This window comes from Streptomyces sp. NPDC045846 (assembly GCF_056431605.1).
In genome coordinates, this window is sequence record NZ_JBWKKJ010000001.1 from 491,459 (window position 1) to 508,242 (window position 16,784).

Consider the following 16,784-nt stretch of genomic DNA (forward strand, 5'->3'; position numbering starts at 1 on the left):
CAAAACAGGGGGGAACCCCAGGACACCTCTCCCCCCCCCCCTTCTTACTCCCCTTCAAAGCCCCCCGCACAAGTGCCGTTCCCCGCCCCCGGACCGCGGTCCGGGGGCGGGGCACTTCGCGTGCGCGGCGAATCAGGTGAGGGCGGGCAGCGCGACCCCGGTCAGGGACTCGCTCAGCTCCCGCAGCCGGGCGCGGGCCGCCGGGTCGTAGGCCTGGGCGCCCGCCCGTGAGCGGCGGTCACGGTCGAAGTACTCGCCGCTGACCTCGGCGAGCGCGGGGTCGGTGACGAGCCGCGCCACATTGCGCATGCCCTCGGCGACGGTGCTCTGCGGCGTGAACAGGTGCACCACCATCTTGGTCGGCATGTACGAGGCCGGGTGCAGCGCGTTGACCGTGACGCCCGTGCCGGCGAGCTGCTCGGCGAGGTCCACGGTCAGGCTGATCTGCGCCAGCTTCGCCTGGCAGTAGGCCTGCACCCCGTCCCAGCGGCGCTCCAGCATCACATCGCCGAAGTCGATCGGGGCCTGCCCGGCCGAGCTGACGTTGATGACGCGGGCGGGAGCGGAGCTCACGAGCAGCGGGGCCAGGCGGCAGCTCAGCATGTACGCCGCCAAGTAGTCGACCTGGAAGGTCAGTTCCAAGCCGTCGCGGCTCTCCTGGCGGGCCAGCTCCACGCCGATGCCGGCGTTGTTCACCAGGACGTCGAGACGCTCGTGCTGGGCCAGGACGCGGTCGGCGAGGGCGCCGATCTCCTTGAGCGAGGCGAAGTCGGCGAGCTCGTAGGAGATCCTGTCGTTGCCGGTCTTCTCGCGCAGCTCGGCCAGCAGCTCCTGACCCTTGCGGGCGCTGCGGCCGTGCAGGATCAACGAGTAGCCCTGCGTGGCCAGTTCATGGGCGAGGGCCCGGCCGAGGCCGTCGGTCGCACCGGTGATGAGGACGGTCTGCTCGGTGACAGCGGTCATGCGGTTTCACTCCGTGGGATGTGTGATGGTGCCAATGGGGGCACGGCCGGTCGAGTGACCGGCCGTGCCCCGTGCGATCGTGCGGATTCACGCGTACGTCCGCAGCTCTTGTGGTGACTGGTCGGTGTAGCCCTGGCTCACCTCGATGACCACCCCGTCGGGGTCGGCGACCCACACGGTGCGCCAGCCGGGGATGAACTCGTCGAAGGAGAGCGGTCCGAGGGTGATCTCCAGTTCGCCGTCCGCCGCCGCGAGGAACGCGTCGACGTCGTCGACCTGGAAGGCCAGGTGCCGGGCCGCCCCCGGGTGGTCGGGCCCGTCCTTCGCGGTCTTGAAGGCGGGCGCCGCGTCGGTGGGGAAGAGCTCCAGGTAGACCGGCCCGCTGCGCAGGAACACCACGCGGCTGCCGTCGGCCTCGACGACGCGGGCCCTGCTGAAGCCGAACCAGCGGCTGTAGAACTCCTCGGTGGCTTTCTGGTCACGGCAGTTGAGGCCCACGTGGGACCAGCGTACGTGCACGTCGACGGGTGCGGACACGGGCCTCACGCTCCCGAGACGGCCGCGAACGGCACGCTGTCGTGGAAGTTGGACATGTAGTGGATCAGGCCCGAGGAGACGCGGAAGTAGTTGCAGACCTCCGCCTCCACGCTCGCGCCGCTCGTGGTGACGGCCGCGATGTGCGAGACCACCGCGGCCTGCTCGCCGTCCACCACGATGTGCACCGGGGTGTTGGAGAACGACGCGTACATCTCGGGGAAGCCCTTCATCATCTCCCGCAGCGTCTCCCGGCCCTCGACGTGCCCGGCCAGCTGCTCGTCCATGGTCTGGTCGACCGCGAACAGGTCGCACCAGGCGTCCCACTCACCGGAGTTGGCCAGCCGGTAGTACGTGTCGACGATGTCTCGCGTGCTCTGGGTGCTCTGCGTGCTCTGTGTGGTCTGTGTGCTCATCGGGGAAGTCCCTCCTCGGTCGGCGCGTACTTACGGCAGGGGCACGTCGAGCTGGCGCATCAGGCCCGCGGTGTCGGCCTGCACCCAGCGCTCGACCACCTTGAAGTTCTCCAGGCGGTAGACCTCCAGGCTGGTCCACGACACCTCCTTGCCGCTGGCCTCCATGCCGAAGAACGGACCGACGTGCTTGCCGTGGAAGGTGATGTGCATGATCACCTTGTCGGGCGCCGCGGCGTACAGGGCGTCCAGGGTGACCTTGAAGTCGAGCGCGTCGTGGGCGCCCTTGATGATGCCCTTGAGCTCCTCCAGGCTCCGCACGTCCCAGGCCGGGTTGTTGTCCCGGAAGGTGGGCCCGAACAGCTCGTCGAGGTCGTCGTAGCGCCGCTCGTTGACGGCGTCGCTGACCTTCTGCACGACCGCGACGTTCTCCTCGTCGGGCGACAACTGCCCGCGCAGGCCGAGCAGATCGTCCTCCGCCCAGCGCTCCACCAGGCGGCCGCCCTCGATGCGCCAGATCTCGGTGGTGGTCCACTCCAGCTTGCGGCCGGTGGCCGGCAGGTCCAGGACGGTGTCCTGATGGGTGCCGGTCAGCCGCACCCGGGTGATCAGCTTGTTCCCGGCCTCGATGGACTCCAGGAGCTCGCCCTTGATGTCGAGCGTGCGGTGCGCGCCGCGCAGCGCTTCGAGGTAGGACTCCAGGCCCTTGATCCCGAAGCCGGGGTGGTGGTCCTCGAAGTCGGCGTCGATGACGCGGGCGATCTCGGCGTAGTCCGCGGTGTTGAGCGCGGCGAGGAACCGCTCGTACAGCCGGAGGTTGTCAGACGTGGGCATGGGGATTCCCCTCGGTCCGAAGTGACGGTTGCAGGAAGGACTTCTTGATGAGACCGGCCGCCTTCTCGCCGATCATCACGCTCGGTGCGTTGGTGTTCCCGGCGACGATCGTCGGCATGACGGAGGCGTCGGCCACCCGCAGCCCCTCGACGCCGTGCACCCGCAGCTCGGCGTCGGTGACCGCGTCGGGCCCGGTGCCCATGCGGCAGGTGCCGACCGGGTGCCACAGCGTGGTCGCGTGCGCGGCGACATAGCCGCGCAGCTCGCGCGGGTCGGTCACCCGCTCGCCCGGCCCGAGCTCCGCGCCGCGGAACGGGCCGAACGCGGAGGTGTGCGCGAGCTCCCTGGCCAGCAGGATGCCGTGCACCAGCACATCGGTGTCGGCCGACGAGGCGAGGTAGTTGGCGCGGACGACGGCGTTGGCCGCCGGGTCGGCGCTGCGCAGCCGGAGACGGCCGCGGCTCTGCGGAAGCAGCGAGATCGGCGCGAACGTGAAGCCGGGGCCCTGCTGGTGCGCGGCCGGGGCGTCGGGCGGAAGGAACTTGACGGGCCCGAACGTGAACTGGAGGTCGGGCGGATCACCGGGACCCGCGTCCTTGGTGTGGGTGAACAGGCCCGCCTCGGAGAGCAGCGCGCCCTCGGGATGCTCCTGGAGCGACTGGTAGCACACCGGCACGAACAGGTGGTCCTGGAGGTTGCCGCCCACGCCCGGCAGGTTCTGTACGCAGTCGATGCCGTGCGAGCGCAGATGCGCGGCCGGTCCGATCCCCGACAGCATGAGCAGCTTCGGTGACTCGAAGGCGCCCGCCGAGACCACGACCTCCTGCTCGGCGACGGCCCGGTGCAGCCGGCCGTCCCGCTCGTACTCGACGCCCGTGACCCGGGTGCCGTCCAGGATCAGCCGGGTGGCGCGGGCCCGCACCTCCACGGTCAGGTTGGGACGCTTCAGCGCCGGGCGCAGATAGCCGTCCGCGGCGGAGGAGCGCGCCCCGGCGTCGTCCCGGGTCGTCTGGTAGAGGAAGCCGAAGCCGTCCTGGCGCTCGCCGTTGTAGTCCCGCTCCGGCGCGGTGTAGCCGAGTTCGGCGGCACCGGCCACGAACGCCTCGGCGAGCGGCGTCGGGTCGTCGAGGTCGCGCACCCGGACCGGGCCGCCGCTGCCGCGCGAGGCCGAGGCCCGGCCCGTGTAGTCCTCGGAGCGCCGGAAGTAGGGCAGCACGTCCTCGTAGGACCAGCCGGGATTGCCGAGCGCCGCCCAGCGGTCGTAGTCGTACCGGCTGCCGCGCACCCACATCAGCGCGTTCACGGAGCTGCAGCCGCCCGCCACCTTGCCCCGGGCGACCGGGATCCGGCGCCCGTCCAGGGCGGGTTCGGGCTCGGTGGCGTACCCCCAGTCGATCTCGGGGCTCCACTCGGAGGTGAGCAGCGCGAGGACCGCGGCCGCGTCCGTGCGGTGGATCTCGGGGCGCTCGTCCCAGCCGCCCGCCTCCAGGACGAGCACGGTCAGGTTCTCGTCCTCGCTGAGCCGGCTCGCCACGGCGCAGCCGGCCGACCCGGCGCCGACCACGATGTAGTCGAAGGCGCGGGACGCTGAATTGCCCGGGGAACGGGGCGACATGGTCTCTCCTTGGTCGGCGGGGTCGGGGCTCAGGCCGGGTCGAGGTCGCCGACGCGGTAGCCGGTGATGAGCGGCCGTCCGGTGCCGGCCTCGCGCGTCAGGCGCCAGGTCTGGCCGATGCGGAACGAGCTGACCGAGCCGTCGGAGGTCAGCTTGGCCGTCCACACGACGGTCAGCGAGATGTCGACGCCGGTGCCGTCCTCGGTGGCGTCGAGGCGCTCGACCACGTGGCTCTGGTCGGTGAAGGTCTCGCCGACCACCTCGTACCAGTCGCGGAAGTCGGCGTGGCTGCGCAGGGTGCGCTCGGGGAAGACCATCTCCAGGCCGTCGTCGACGACATGGGCGAGGAGCTCCTCGACGGGCTCGTGGCTGCTGAGAATGTCGAACCAGTGCTGGACGAACGCGGCGATGCCCGTGCCGGGCGCGGTCTTTTCGGCCGTCATGGCTGACTCCCTTCCGGTGCCGTGGGCGCGGGGCCCGCGGCACGACTCGGCGCGGCGCCCGGGGCGGGGGGCCGCACCCCGATTCCGGCACGGCGCGTACCGGCCGCGCACGGCCCGCCGCCCGGCCGGTGCGCACTGCGTGAAGTCGTCGTACGGGCTGCGGCAACTCGGCCTTCCGGCAGCCGATTTGGGCCTCCGCACCCCCTGTGGCCTGGGCCTGAGCGCGACATGCCGTAGTCCGTCCGCCCACTTGTGGATGTCCGTGCGCCGGGCCGTCAAGGGCTGGTCCCGGCCGAGCGCGCGGATCTAGACAGGACCCCGGCACCACGTGGAACCCCCCAAGGAGAGGAACTCCCGTGAGCAAGCGCATCCTCGTCGTCCTGTCCGAATACGGTTACTGGGGCGAGGAGTTGATCGGCCCCCTGGAGACGTTCGACAAGGCCGGCTATCACGTCAGCTTCGCGACGCCGACCGGCAAGCGGGCCCCGGCCCTGCCGCCGAGCATGGACCCCGACTACATCGACCCGCCGCTCGGCCGCTCGGTCACCACGCCCGACATGGCCGCCAAGGTCCGCGCCATCGACACCTCGGACCGGCTCGACGACCCGCTGGACCTGTCGTCCTGGCTGCCCGACCGCCCCTACCGCAGCAAGCCGTACTTCCTGCGCGACTGGGAGGCCTACAACACCCGCCTGGAGCAGGTCCGCGAGCAGATCGAGGGGCGCTACGACGCGCTGCTCATCGTCGGCGGCAGCGGCCCCATCGTCGACCTCGCCAACAACTGGCGGGTGCACGACCTGATCCTCGCCTTCCACGCCCTCGACCGGCCGATCGCCGCCGAGTGCTACGGCGTCGCCGCCCTCGCCTTCGCCCGCGACCAGGAGGACCGCACCAGCATCATCCGGGGCAAGCACGTCACCGGTCACTGCATCGAGTACGACTACAAGGACGGCACCGGCTTCATGGGCACCGACTTCGTCATCGGCCCGCCGCCGTACCCGCTGGAGTACATCCTGCGCGACGCCACCGCGCCGGGCGGTGCCTACCACGGCAACTTCGGCAAGGAGACCTCGGTCATCGTCGACTACCCGTTCATCACCGGGCGGTCCACCCCCGACTCCTACCTCACCGGCCAGAAGGTCGTCGAGGTCCTGGAGAACGGCCTGCGGCAGTGGGGTTACCTCACCAACTGACCGAAGGCGCACGGCAGTTCCCGTTCCGCACGAGAGGTGAGCACACCATGGTCAGCAGGCCCGCGCGGGTCGCGATGCTCGAACAGCTGCAGGCCGACGGGGTCCGGTACATGTTCGGCAACCCCGGCACGGTCGAGCAGGGATTCCTCGACGAACTGCGCCACTTCCCCTCCATCGAGTACGTTCTCGCGCTGCAGGAGGCCGTCGCCGTCGGCATGGCGGACGGATACGCGCGGGCCACCCGGCGCCCCACCGTCGTCCAGCTCCACACCGGAGTGGGCCTCGGCAACGGCATCGGCATGCTCTACCAGGCCAAACGGGGACACGCCCCGCTCGTGGTGATCGCCGGCGAGGCCGGTCTGCGCTACGACAACATGGAAGCGCAGATGGCCGCCGATCTGGTGGCCATGGCCGAGCCGGTCACCAAGTGGGCCACCCGCGTCGTGGACCCCGAGTCCACGCTGCGCACCCTGCGCCGCGCCTTCAAGGTGGCCGGCACACCCCCGTACGGCCCGGTGCTCGTGGTGCTGCCCGCCGACGTGATGGACCGGCACACCACCGAGGAGGCCGTGCCGGTCACCCACCTCGACACGGCGAGCACCCCCGGACCCCAGGCGCTGGGCCGGGCGGCCGAGCTGCTCGCCGGCGCCGAGCGCCCGATCGTCATCGCCGGGGACGGGGTGCACTTCTCCGGCGCCCAGCAGGAGCTCGCCCGCCTCGCCCAGACCTGGGGCGCCGAGGTGTGGGGCGCCGACTGGTCCGAGGTCAACCTGTCCGTCGAACACCCGGCGTACGCGGGGCAGTTGGGTCACATGTTCGGCGAGAACAGCCGCCGGGTCACCGCGGCCGCCGACGCCGTCCTCATCGTGGGCACCTACGCGCTGCCCGAGGTGTACCCGGCCCTGGACGGGGTCTTCGCGCCGGGCGCCCCGGTCGTCCACATCGACCTGGACACCGACGCCATCGCCAAGAACTTCCCCGTGAGCCTCGGACTCGTCGCCGACCCGAAGCACACCCTGGCCGCCCTCGCCAGTGCGCTGGAGGCCCGGATGAGCCCCGAGAGCCGTCGGCGCGCCGAGGAGTGGCTGCGGCGCCGCGCCACCGAGCGGTCCTACGAACTCGCCGCGAACCAGCAGAAGAACGAGGCGGCGCTCGACCCGCTGGCCCTGCCCACCACCGCCTTCGCACAGGAGCTGGCCCGCCAGCTCCCCGAGGACGCCATCCTGTTCGACGAGGCGCTCACCGCCTCGCCCGACCTCTTCCGCCACCTGCCGCCCACCCGGCCCGGGCACTGGTTCCAGACCCGCGGCGGCTCCCTCGGCGTCGGCATTCCGGGCGCGATCGGCGCCCAGCTCGCCCACCCCGACAAGGCGGTCGTCGCCTTCACCGGCGACGGCGGCTCGATGTACACCGTCCAGGCGCTGTGGACGGCGGCCCGCTACGGCATCGGCGCCAAGTTCGTCATCTGCAACAACAGCAGCTACAAGCTCCTGGAGGACAACATCGAGCAGTACTGGCGCTCGGTGGACGTCCCCGCACACGACCACCCCGAGATCTTCGACCTGAGCCGGCCCGCCATCGACTTCACCGGCCTCGCCAAGGCCCTGGGCGTACCGGCCGTGCGCGTCGACAAGCCCGGCCAGGCCGGGGCGGCCGTCGCCGAGGCGCTGGGGACCCCGGGACCGTTTCTCATCGACCTGGTGACCGGCCGGGGGAGGGAGTAGCCGTGCGACTCACCGGCCACAGGATCGCCGTCCTGATGGAGAGCGACTTCTACGAACCGGAGATCCTCTACTACCAGCACCGCTTTCCCGAGGAGGGCGCCGAGGTGCACTTCCTGACCCGGCTGTGGGGCCAGGACCGCATCACCTTCACCGGACACGAGCACCGGATGCCGTTCGAGGTGACCCGCTCGTTCGAGGACGTCGACGAGTTCGCGCTCAAGGAGTACTCCGCGGTGATCGTCCCCTCCGGGATGGTCTCCGACCGGCTGCGCTACACCGAGGACCCGGACCGGCTGCCGCCCGCCTCCACCTTCCTGCGCCGGGCGTTCAACGACCCGGCGATCGTCAAGGGCATCATCTGCCACGGCATGTGGCTGGCCGCCCCCGTCCCCTCGCTGATCCGCGGCCGCAGGGCGGTCGTCCACAACAACCTCCTGGGCGATCTGCGCAACATGGGCGGCGAATACGTCGACCAGGACGTGGTGGTCCACGACGACCTGGTGACCGCACGGACCGGCGCGCACTGCCATCTGTTCGCCCGCACCATCATCGACCTCCTCGCGGACCGGCGCGGCCCGGTCCGCGGGGCCGCCGTGAGGAGCGCCCGATGACCTCCATGACCTCCGCGCGCGCCGCCACCCCGGTCGCGCCGCGCCCCGCCCGCATCCCGGTCCTCGACGTCACCCCGCAGGTGCGCGGCGGCACGGCGCCCGCCAAGGCGGTGACCGGTGAGAGCGTGACCATCGGGGCCACCGTGTTCCGCGAGGGCAGCGGTCTGGTCGCCGCCAACGTGGTGCTGCGCGACCCGGCGGGACGCCCGGGCCCGTGGACCCCGATGGAGCTGGTGGACGCCGACGCCGACCGCTGGGAGGCCACCGTCGTCCCGGACGCCACCGGGCTATGGACCTACACCGTGGAGGCCTGGGCCGACCCCGTCGGCACCTGGCGCCGCGACGCACAGCTGAAGATTTCCGCCGGGGTCGATGTGGAGCTGACGCTCGCCGAGGGGGCCCTGCTGCACGAGCGGGCCGCCCTCGCGATCCCGGACAAGGACCGCCGGGAGGCGGTGACAGCGGCGGCAGGGGCGCTCCGCGACGAAGCGAGCCCCACCCCCCGTCGGCTCGCCGCGACCACCGACCCGAAGGTGATCGCCGCGCTGGACGCCCGTCCGCTGCGCGAACTGGTCACCGTCTCCCGGCCGCTGCCCCTGCTCGTCGAGCGCCGGCGCGCACTCGTGGGTTCCTGGTACGAGCTGTTCCCGCGCTCCGAGGGGGCCGTGCTCACCCCGGGGCAGACGCCCGTCAGCGGCACCTTCAAGACCGCCGCCCGGCGGCTGCCCGCGGTCGCCGCGATGGGGTTCGACGTGGTGTACCTGCCGCCGATCCACCCCATCGGGCGCAGCCACCGCAAGGGCCCGGACAACGCGCTCACCGCGGGGCCCGACGACGTGGGCTCGCCCTGGGCGATCGGCTCGGCCAACGGCGGACACGACGCCGTCCACCCCGCGCTCGGCACCCTCGACGACTTCCGCCAATTCGTCATGCGGGCAGGGGAGTTGGGGATGGAGGTGGCCCTGGACTTCGCGCTCCAGTGCTCGCCCGACCACCCCTGGCTGACCCAGCACCCCGAGTGGTTCACCCACCGCGCGGACGGCACCGTCGCCTCCGCCGAGAACCCGCCGAAGAAGTACGAGGACATCCACCCCCTCGACTTCGACACGGACTTCGAGGGGCTGGTCGCCGAGACCGTGCGGATCCTGCGCCACTGGATCGCCCAGGGCGTCCGCATCTTCCGCGTCGACAACCCGCACACCAAGCCGGTCGCCTTCTGGGAGCGCGTCATCGCCGCGGTCGCCGCGACCGACCCCGACGTGGTCTTCCTCGCCGAGGCGTTCACCCGCCGCGCCATGGTGCACGCCCTCGCGCAGGCCGGCTTCCAGCAGTCGTACACGTACTTCACCTGGAAGAACACCAAGGAGGAGCTGACCGAGTACGGCACCGAACTCAGCCGCGACAGCTCCTCCTTCCTGCGCCCCAACCTGTTCGTGAACACCCCCGACATCCTGCACGCCTACCTCCAGGACGGCGGCAGGCCCGCCTTCGAGGCCCGCGCGGTGCTCGCCGCCACCCTCGCCCCGACCTGGGGCGTGTACGCGGGCTACGAGCTGTGCGAGGGCGAGGCGCTTCGGGCGGGCACCGAGGACTACGCCCGCTCGGAGAAGTACGAACTGCGCCCCCGCGACTGGGCTGCCGCCGAGGCCGAGGGCGCCACCATCGCCCCGCTGATCACCCGCCTCAACGAGCTGCGGCGCGCCCACCCCGCCCTCCAGGAACTGCGCAACCTCCGCTTCCACCCCACCGACCACGACCAACTCCTCGCCTACTCCAAGCAGGTGGAGCGGGCGGACGGCGGCGCCGACACCGTCCTCGCGGTCGTCAACCTCGACCCGCACCGCGCGAGCGAGGGCACCGTGTCCTTCGACCTCGCCTCGCTCGGACTGCCCGATGACGGCACCCTGAAGGTGCGCGACGAGCTCACCGGCGACCTCCACACCTGGCACCCGCACACCTACGTACGCCTGGAGCCGGGACGCGCCCCCGCCCATCTGCTGACCCCGCTCGCCGAGGGGCGCACGCCGTGAGCGTCACCGCCACCGAGCCGGTCCTCGCCCCGCTGCTGCCCGCGCTCGCACCGTGGCTCACCACCCGGCGCTGGTTCGCGGGCGGCGGCGGCCCGCTCACCGCCCTGGACCCGGTGGCCGTCACCGTCGTACGGGAACAGTCCCCGGCACTGGTCCACGCCGTGCTGCGGGCCCGCCACACCGACGGCACCGAGCGGCTCTACCAGCTGCTGCTCGGACTGCGCCCGGACCTGCCCGGCCGCCTCGCGCCGTCCGCCATCGGCGAGGTGCCGGACGGGCCGTGGCGGGGCTGGACGCTGTACGAGGCCGTCGAGGATCCGGCCCTGCTCGGCGTGCTCCTGCGCACCCTGGCCGTGCGCGACCGGACCGGCGGGCTGCGCCTGGAGCGCACCTCGGGGCTGCCGCTGCCCGTCGGCCTCGTACCGCGCGCGCTGACCGCCGAGCAGAGCAACAGCACGGTGGCGTACGGCGACCGGCTGCTGCTCAAGCTCTACCGGCGGCCGGAACCGGGCCCGCACGCCGAGATCGAGGCCCTGCGCGCGCTCGCCGACCGGCGGTGTGCCCGCACCCCCCGCCCGCACGGCGCGCTGCACACCGACGCGCCGGGCGGCGAGGGCCTGGTGCTCGGGCTCGTGGAGGACTTCCTGCCCGCCGAGGCCGACGGGTGGGAGAGCGCGGTGCGGCACGCCGCCGACTGCATCGAGGGGAGCTGCCGCACCGTCCCGGCCACCGGCGGCTTCACCGCGCACGCCCGCACCCTCGGCCAGGCCGTCGCCGAGGTGCACACCGCGCTCGCCGAGTCCTTCCCGCGCACCCTGCTGGGGCCGGGCGAGGTGGCCGACGACGCGGCCGACATGGTGCGCCGCCTGAACGACGCGATCACCGAGGTGCCCGCGCTCGCCCGCTACCGCACCGCCCTGTGCGCCCTGTACGAGGACTACGCGGCCCTCGCCGCCCGCGGCTGCCCCATGCTCGCCCAACGCACCCACGGAGACCTGCACCTGGGGCAGGCGCTGCGGACCGCCGACGGCTGGCGGATCATCGACTTCGAGGGCCAGCCCGCCACCCCGGCCGCCGAGCGCACCCGGCCGCGCCCCGCACTGCGCGACGTCGCCTCCCTGCTGCGCTCCTTCGACTACGCCGCCCGCACCGCCCTCGCCGACGTGCAGGAACGGTCCCCCGACGGGGGGCCCGGGCCACGGCTGCGGCGCACCCGCAGGGCCTACGCCTGGGCCGTGCGCAACCGGCGCGCCTTCTGCGACGGCTACCGGGACGCGGGCGGCGCCGACCCCTCCTGCCGGCCCGCCGTGCTGCGCGCCTTCGAGGCCGACAAGGCGGTCTACGAGGCCGTGTACGAGGCACGCCACCGCCCGGCCCTGCTCCCCGTCCCGCTGGCCGCCGTCCACCGGCTCGCGGGCTCCCGCCGACCCTGAGAGGAACCCAATCCGTGCTCCAGACGCGGCACTTGACGACCCGTATGGCCGAGGCCGAGCTCGACCGGCTGCTGGCGGGTGCGCACCACGACCCGCACGCCGTGCTCGGCGCGCACCCGGTGGCGGACGGTGTCGCGGTCAGAGTGCTCCGCCCGCTCGCCCGGTCCGTCGCGGCGGTCACCGCGGACGGCACCCGGGTCGAACTCGCCCACCAGCGCGACGGGCTGTTCACCGGGCTGCTGCCGGGGGCCGAGGTGCCCGCCTACCGGCTCCGCGTCGCCTACGGCGAGCGGGAGGAGAGCCACGAGGACGGCTACCGCTTCCTGCCCACCCTCGGCGACCTCGACCTGCACCTCATCTCCGAGGGCCGGCACTGGGAGCTGTGGCAGGCACTCGGCGCCCGGCCGCGCACCCTCGACGGCATCCGGGGGACCGGCTTCGCCGTGTGGGCCCCCAACGCCCAGGGGGTGCGCGTCATCGGCGACTTCAACGGCTGGAACGGCACCGCGCACCCCATGCGCTCGCTCGGCTCCAGCGGCGTGTGGGAGCTGTTCGTGCCCGGCGCCGGACCCGGCACCCGCTACAAGTACGAGATCCACACCCGGGACGGACGCATGCTCCAGAAGGCCGACCCGCTGGCCCGCGCCACCGAGTGCCCGCCCGCCACCGCCTCCGTCGTGCACGAGTCCTCGTACGTGTGGGGCGACGCCGAGTGGATGGCACGGCGCGGCGGGGAGGACTGCCGGCAGCGCCCGATGTCGGTCTACGAGGTCCACATCCCGTCATGGCGGCCCGGCCTCGGCTACCGCGAACTCGCCGAGGAGTTGCCGAAATACGTCGCCGACCTCGGGTTCACACATGTGGAATTCATGCCGGTGATGGAACATCCCTTCGGCGGTTCCTGGGGCTACCAGGTGACCGGCTACTACGCTCCCACCGCGCGCCTGGGCACCCCGGACGACTTCCGCTACCTCGTGGACGCGCTGCACGGCGCCGGGATCGGCGTCATCGCGGACTGGGTGCCGGCGCACTTCCCGAAGGACGAGTTCGCCCTTTCCCGATTCGACGGCGAACCCCTTTACGAGCCCGCCGACACCCGGCGCGCCCACCATCCGGACTGGGGCACCCTGGAATTCGACTACGGCCGCCGCGAGATACGCAACTTCCTCGTCGCCAACGCGGTTTACTGGTGCACCGAATTCCATGTGGACGCGCTGCGCGTGGACGCCGTCGCCTCGATGCTCTACCTGGACTATTCCCGGCAGGAGGGCGGCTGGAGCCCCAATGAGCACGGCGGACGGGAAAACCTGGCGGCCGTCGCCTTCCTCCAGGAAATGACCGATACTGTGCGCCGCCGGGCCCCGGGCGCCCTCACCATCGCCGAGGAGTCGACGTCCTGGCCCGGGGTGACGCGGCCCACCTACGAGGTGGGCGCGGACGGATTCGGCGGGCTCGGCTTCGACCTCAAGTGGAACATGGGCTGGATGCACGACTCGCTCGGCTATGTCGCCCGCGACCCGGTCCACCGTGCCTATCACCACGACGAGTTGACCTTCTCGATGGTGTACGCGTACAGCGAGGCCTATCTGCTGCCGCTCTCGCACGACGAGGTCGTCCACGGCAAGCGCTCACTGGTCGCCAAGATGCCGGGGGACTGGTGGCAGCAGCGCGCGAATCTGCGCTCCTACCTGGCGTACATGTGGGCCCACCCGGGAAAGCAACTCCTCTTTATGGGACAGGAGTTCGGACAGGGCGAGGAATTCGACCACGACCGGGGCCCGCAGTGGTGGGTCCTGGACGAGGAGTGGCCGGCCCACCGCGACCACCGCGGCGTCCGCTCCCTGATCAGCGATCTGAACCAGGTCTACAACGCCACACCCGCCCTGTGGGAGCTGGACAGCGACCCCGCGGGCTTCTCGTGGATCGACGGATCGCGCGCCGAGGACAACGTGCTGTCCTTCGTGCGGTACGACGCCGAGGGGCGGCCCCTGGTGGTCGTCTGCAACTTCTCCCCGGTGGTCCGCACCGGCTACCGCATCGGGCTCCCGGAGGCCGCCGCCTGGGCGGAGGTCCTCAACAGCGACGCGGAAGGGTACGGCGGCAGCGGGGTGCTGAACCCCGGGGTCATCGTGCCCGAGCCGGTCTCCTGGCACGGCCGCGCGCGGAGCGCGGCCCTGACCCTGCCGCCGCTGGCCACCTTCTGGCTGCGGCCGGTCCCCAACTCCCCGGAGGGCGACGATGAGTGAGGCACGCGGCACGGCCGAGCGGATCGTGGGGGCGCACGGCATCCGCGGCCGGGTGCCCGACGAACTGGACGGGGGCGGCGCCTACCGGGCGGGCGCCGCGTTCGCGCGGCTCACCGGGGTGCCGGTGATCGCGGTGGCACACGACGCGCGGGGGTGTTCACCGGCCCTCGCGGACGCCTTCGCCCAGGGCGTCCTCGACCAGGGCGCCGACGTCCTGGACGCCGGTCCCGGCCCCGCCGACTGCCTGACCTACCTCTGCGGATACCTGGAGGTGCCGGGCGCCCTGGTCACGGCGGGGCAGGGGCCGGGGGCGCCCCACGGCATCCGGCTGTGCGGGCCCGGCGCCGTGCCGGTCACCGAGGGCAGCGGGCTGGAGGCGATCCGCGCGCGGCTGGCCGGCCCCCGGCCGCCGATGGCCGAGCTGCCGGGCTCCGTGGTCCCGGCTCCGGTCCTCGACGACTACGCCTGTCATCTGCGGTCCCTGGTCGACCTGTCCGGCATCCGCCGCCTGAAGGTGGTGGTCGACGCGGGCCACGGCATCGCCGCGCTCACCGCGCCCCGGGTGCTGCACCACCATGCCGTCGAACTCGTGCCCGTGCGCTTCGGGAGCGCCGACGCGCGCGCCGAGGAGGCGGGCGACGACCTCGCGCGGCTGGTGCGCCGCGCGGGCGCCGACCTGGGGCTCGCCTTCGACGCGGGCGCGGACCGCTGCCGCGCCGTGGACGAGCTCGGCGCGCCCGTCCCGTCCGCCGCCGTCATCGCCCTGGTCGCGGCCCGGGAACTCGCCCGGCGCCCGGGCGCCGCGGTGGTCCACGACCTCATCACCTCGCGCTCCGCCGTGGAGGCGGTCGAGGCGGCCGGCGGCATCCCGCTGCGCTGCCGGGTCGGCCGCTCGGCCATCCGCTCCCTGATGACCGAGCAGGACGCGGCCTTCGGCGGCGGCCACGCCGGCCGCTACTACTTCCGCGACTTCTGGTGCGCCGACTCCGCCATGCTCGCCGCCCTGCACCTGGTGGCGGAGCTCGGACAGTCGGGCCGCCCGCTGTCGCGGCTGGCGGCCGGACACGACCGCTACCCCCGCTCCGGCGAGATCGGCATCCGCGTCGAGGACCCCGTGGCGGCGCTGCACCGCGTCACCGCCCACTTCGCGGCCACCGCCGCGCTCGATCATCTCGACGGCGTCACGGGGGAGTTCGGCGACGGATCCTGGTTCAACGTGCGGGCCGCGCGTACCGCCCCGCTGGTACGCATCCACGTGGAGGCCGAGGACCCGGCCGCGATGGAGGCGCTGCGCGACCGGGTCCTCGGGGTGGTGACGGCTTCGGCGGCTAGCGCGAGCCCTGCTCGCTGAGCGCGTCGCGGGGGTTGGGCGTGGGCTGGAGGCCGGTCGCGGACAGCGCGGCGTCGTAGGCGACCAGGGCCTGCTTGGTGTAGCCCTCGCCTTTCCAGAGGTCGCCGATGGCCCTCCAGTACGCGGCCGTCTCGTAGGACGGCGGGAAGTGCCGCAACTGGCGCATGGCGGCGTCCAGTACCTGCTTGCCGAGGTCGGTCTCCTGGCGCAGGAAGTGCAACTGGGCAAGCGCGGCACGGGCGGAGACCGCCAGCACCCGGGGTTCGGTGCCGAGCAGGCCGAGGGCGCGCTCGGCGTGGGCGGACGCCTCGTCCCAGTTGCCGAGCATGGTGTCGGCCTTGGCGAGGTTGAGTTCGCAGCGGGCGAGCTCGTCGGCGTTGCCGGACTCCGCCAGCGACTGCTGGGCCTCCTCCAGGAGGTCCTTGGCCCGGGCGGCGTCGCCCGTCTCGGTCTGGAGCAGCAGCCAGCCGTAGTTCATCTTGAGCATGGCCACGTGGCGCACGTTGTCGTCCTCGGCCATCATCGCCAGCGCCCGCTCGGTCAGGGCCAGGGCCTCGGTCAGCTGCCCGCGCGACTGGGCGACCAGACCCGCGTTCCAGTACACCGCGCCGCGCGAGGCGCGGGCGCCCTGCTTCTCCGCGATGGGGATGAGGCGCTGCGCCAGCAGATGGGCCCGGGCGTGGTCGCCGCGCAGCCGGTAGGAGCCCATGAGCGTCGAGCCGAGCTGGATGTGATCCACCGTCACATCGAGCCCCAGGGAGTCGAGCTTGCTCATGGCCCGCTCGCCGATCTCGATGCTGACGGTGATGTCCCCCATGTTCCGGTAGCAGCGCGACAGCGCCACGGCGGTGCGGGACCACTCGTCCGAGCCCGCCGCCAGGGCGGGGTCGGCGAAGAGCTCCTCAAGCAGCGGGATGGCCGCCTCCAGGCGACCGAGCTTCTCCAGGGCCGCGGCCTGGCCCATGCGGGCCCGCCGCCTCATGGCCGCGTCCAACGGCAGCGTGCCGCCGAGGAGTTCGCTGAAGGTCTGCAGCGCCTCGCCGTCGGCCCCGTTGCGCAGCGCCATGTCCCCGAAGGCCAGCTTGAGCCGGGCCTCCTCCAGCTCGTGCTGGTCGCGCCCGGTGCGCAGGTACTCGGCGGAGCAGTCCAGCTTGGTGGCGAGGGAACCCAGGACGGCGTCGGACGGCGCCCGCTTGCCGGCCTCGATCAGCGACACGTAGCTGGTCGAGATCTCCTCCGACGCGAGGTCCTGCTGCTTCAGTCCGCGCCGGACCCGCAGCTCCCGGATGCGCTGTCCCAGGCCGACGGGCGAGTGGGGCTCAGAGTGATCCACGGCGACTCCTTGAGCAGCAGGTCGAGCAACAGGTCCAGCAACAGGTCGGGCAACAGGTCGG

At 72.6% G+C, this 16,784-nt stretch carries 14 protein-coding genes; 7 read left to right on the forward strand and 7 right to left on the reverse strand.

Features of this window, described 5'->3' with window-relative positions; genetic code table 11:
• Positions 1-132: 132 nt before the first annotated feature.
• The 6 genes from AC07F3_RS02200 to AC07F3_RS02225 all read right to left on the reverse strand — a co-directional run bounded on the left by AC07F3_RS02200 (position 133) and on the right by AC07F3_RS02225 (position 4,802).
• Positions 133-963: an SDR family NAD(P)-dependent oxidoreductase gene (locus AC07F3_RS02200; protein ID WP_479109574.1), complete on the reverse strand. Its 831-nt coding sequence runs from the start codon at positions 961-963 to the stop codon at positions 133-135.
• 87 nt (positions 964-1,050) lie between these two features.
• Positions 1,051-1,500, reverse strand: a complete 450-nt coding sequence (locus tag AC07F3_RS02205) for a VOC family protein (RefSeq protein ID WP_479109576.1) — start codon at positions 1,498-1,500, stop codon at positions 1,051-1,053.
• Positions 1,501-1,505: 5 nt separating this feature from the next.
• A complete protein-coding gene (locus AC07F3_RS02210; protein WP_479109577.1) occupies positions 1,506-1,913 on the reverse strand; it encodes a nuclear transport factor 2 family protein in 408 nt (135 codons plus the stop codon).
• 30 nt (positions 1,914-1,943) lie between these two features.
• The gene (locus AC07F3_RS02215) at positions 1,944-2,744 is read right to left on the reverse strand and encodes an ester cyclase (RefSeq protein WP_479109578.1); all 801 of its coding nucleotides are present in this window, start codon (positions 2,742-2,744) and stop codon (positions 1,944-1,946) included.
• The gene (locus tag AC07F3_RS02220) at positions 2,731-4,359 is read right to left on the reverse strand and encodes a GMC family oxidoreductase (protein WP_479109580.1); all 1,629 of its coding nucleotides are present in this window, start codon (positions 4,357-4,359) and stop codon (positions 2,731-2,733) included. Before AC07F3_RS02220 ends, AC07F3_RS02215 begins: the two co-directional genes overlap by 14 nt.
• Positions 4,360-4,388: 29 nt before the next feature.
• Positions 4,389-4,802 carry a nuclear transport factor 2 family protein gene (locus AC07F3_RS02225; RefSeq protein WP_479109581.1) on the reverse strand — a complete coding sequence of 138 codons (414 nt, stop codon included), beginning with the start codon at positions 4,800-4,802 and terminating at the stop codon, positions 4,389-4,391.
• A 356-nt stretch (positions 4,803-5,158) separates the two neighbouring features.
• Between AC07F3_RS02225 and AC07F3_RS02230 the strand changes: the two genes are divergently transcribed.
• From AC07F3_RS02230 to AC07F3_RS02260, 7 genes are read left to right on the forward strand one after another with little or no spacing between them, the layout of a single operon-like run.
• Entirely contained in the window at positions 5,159-5,995 is an 837-nt protein-coding gene (locus AC07F3_RS02230; RefSeq protein WP_479109583.1) for a type 1 glutamine amidotransferase domain-containing protein, read from the forward strand.
• 47 nt (positions 5,996-6,042) lie between these two features.
• Positions 6,043-7,719, forward strand: a complete 1,677-nt coding sequence (locus tag AC07F3_RS02235; RefSeq protein WP_479109585.1) for a thiamine pyrophosphate-binding protein — start codon at positions 6,043-6,045, stop codon at positions 7,717-7,719.
• Positions 7,720-7,721: 2 nt separating this feature from the next.
• Positions 7,722-8,330 (forward strand): DJ-1/PfpI family protein, encoded by a 609-nt coding sequence (locus AC07F3_RS02240; protein ID WP_479109587.1) that lies wholly within the window; start codon positions 7,722-7,724, stop codon positions 8,328-8,330.
• On the forward strand, positions 8,327-10,360 hold the full coding sequence (locus AC07F3_RS02245; protein WP_479109589.1) for an alpha-1,4-glucan--maltose-1-phosphate maltosyltransferase: 2,034 nt from the start codon (positions 8,327-8,329) through the stop codon (positions 10,358-10,360). The genes AC07F3_RS02240 and AC07F3_RS02245 overlap by 4 nt, the downstream gene beginning before the upstream one ends.
• Positions 10,357-11,793: a maltokinase N-terminal cap-like domain-containing protein gene (locus AC07F3_RS02250; protein ID WP_479109590.1), complete on the forward strand. Its 1,437-nt coding sequence runs from the start codon at positions 10,357-10,359 to the stop codon at positions 11,791-11,793. Before AC07F3_RS02245 ends, AC07F3_RS02250 begins: the two co-directional genes overlap by 4 nt.
• A 44-nt stretch (positions 11,794-11,837) precedes the next feature.
• Positions 11,838-14,039 (forward strand): 1,4-alpha-glucan branching protein GlgB, encoded by a 2,202-nt coding sequence (glgB, locus tag AC07F3_RS02255; RefSeq protein ID WP_479110580.1) that lies wholly within the window; start codon positions 11,838-11,840, stop codon positions 14,037-14,039.
• Positions 14,032-15,390 carry a phosphohexomutase domain-containing protein gene (locus AC07F3_RS02260; protein WP_479109592.1) on the forward strand — a complete coding sequence of 453 codons (1,359 nt, stop codon included), beginning with the start codon at positions 14,032-14,034 and terminating at the stop codon, positions 15,388-15,390. The genes glgB and AC07F3_RS02260 overlap by 8 nt, the downstream gene beginning before the upstream one ends.
• Here the strand turns inward: AC07F3_RS02260 and AC07F3_RS02265 are convergent.
• Complete coding sequence (locus AC07F3_RS02265; protein ID WP_479109594.1) at positions 15,368-16,723, reverse strand: helix-turn-helix domain-containing protein; 1,356 nt, start codon at positions 16,721-16,723, stop codon at positions 15,368-15,370. The genes AC07F3_RS02260 and AC07F3_RS02265 overlap by 23 nt on opposite strands.
• Between the last annotated feature and the right edge of the window lie 61 nt (positions 16,724-16,784).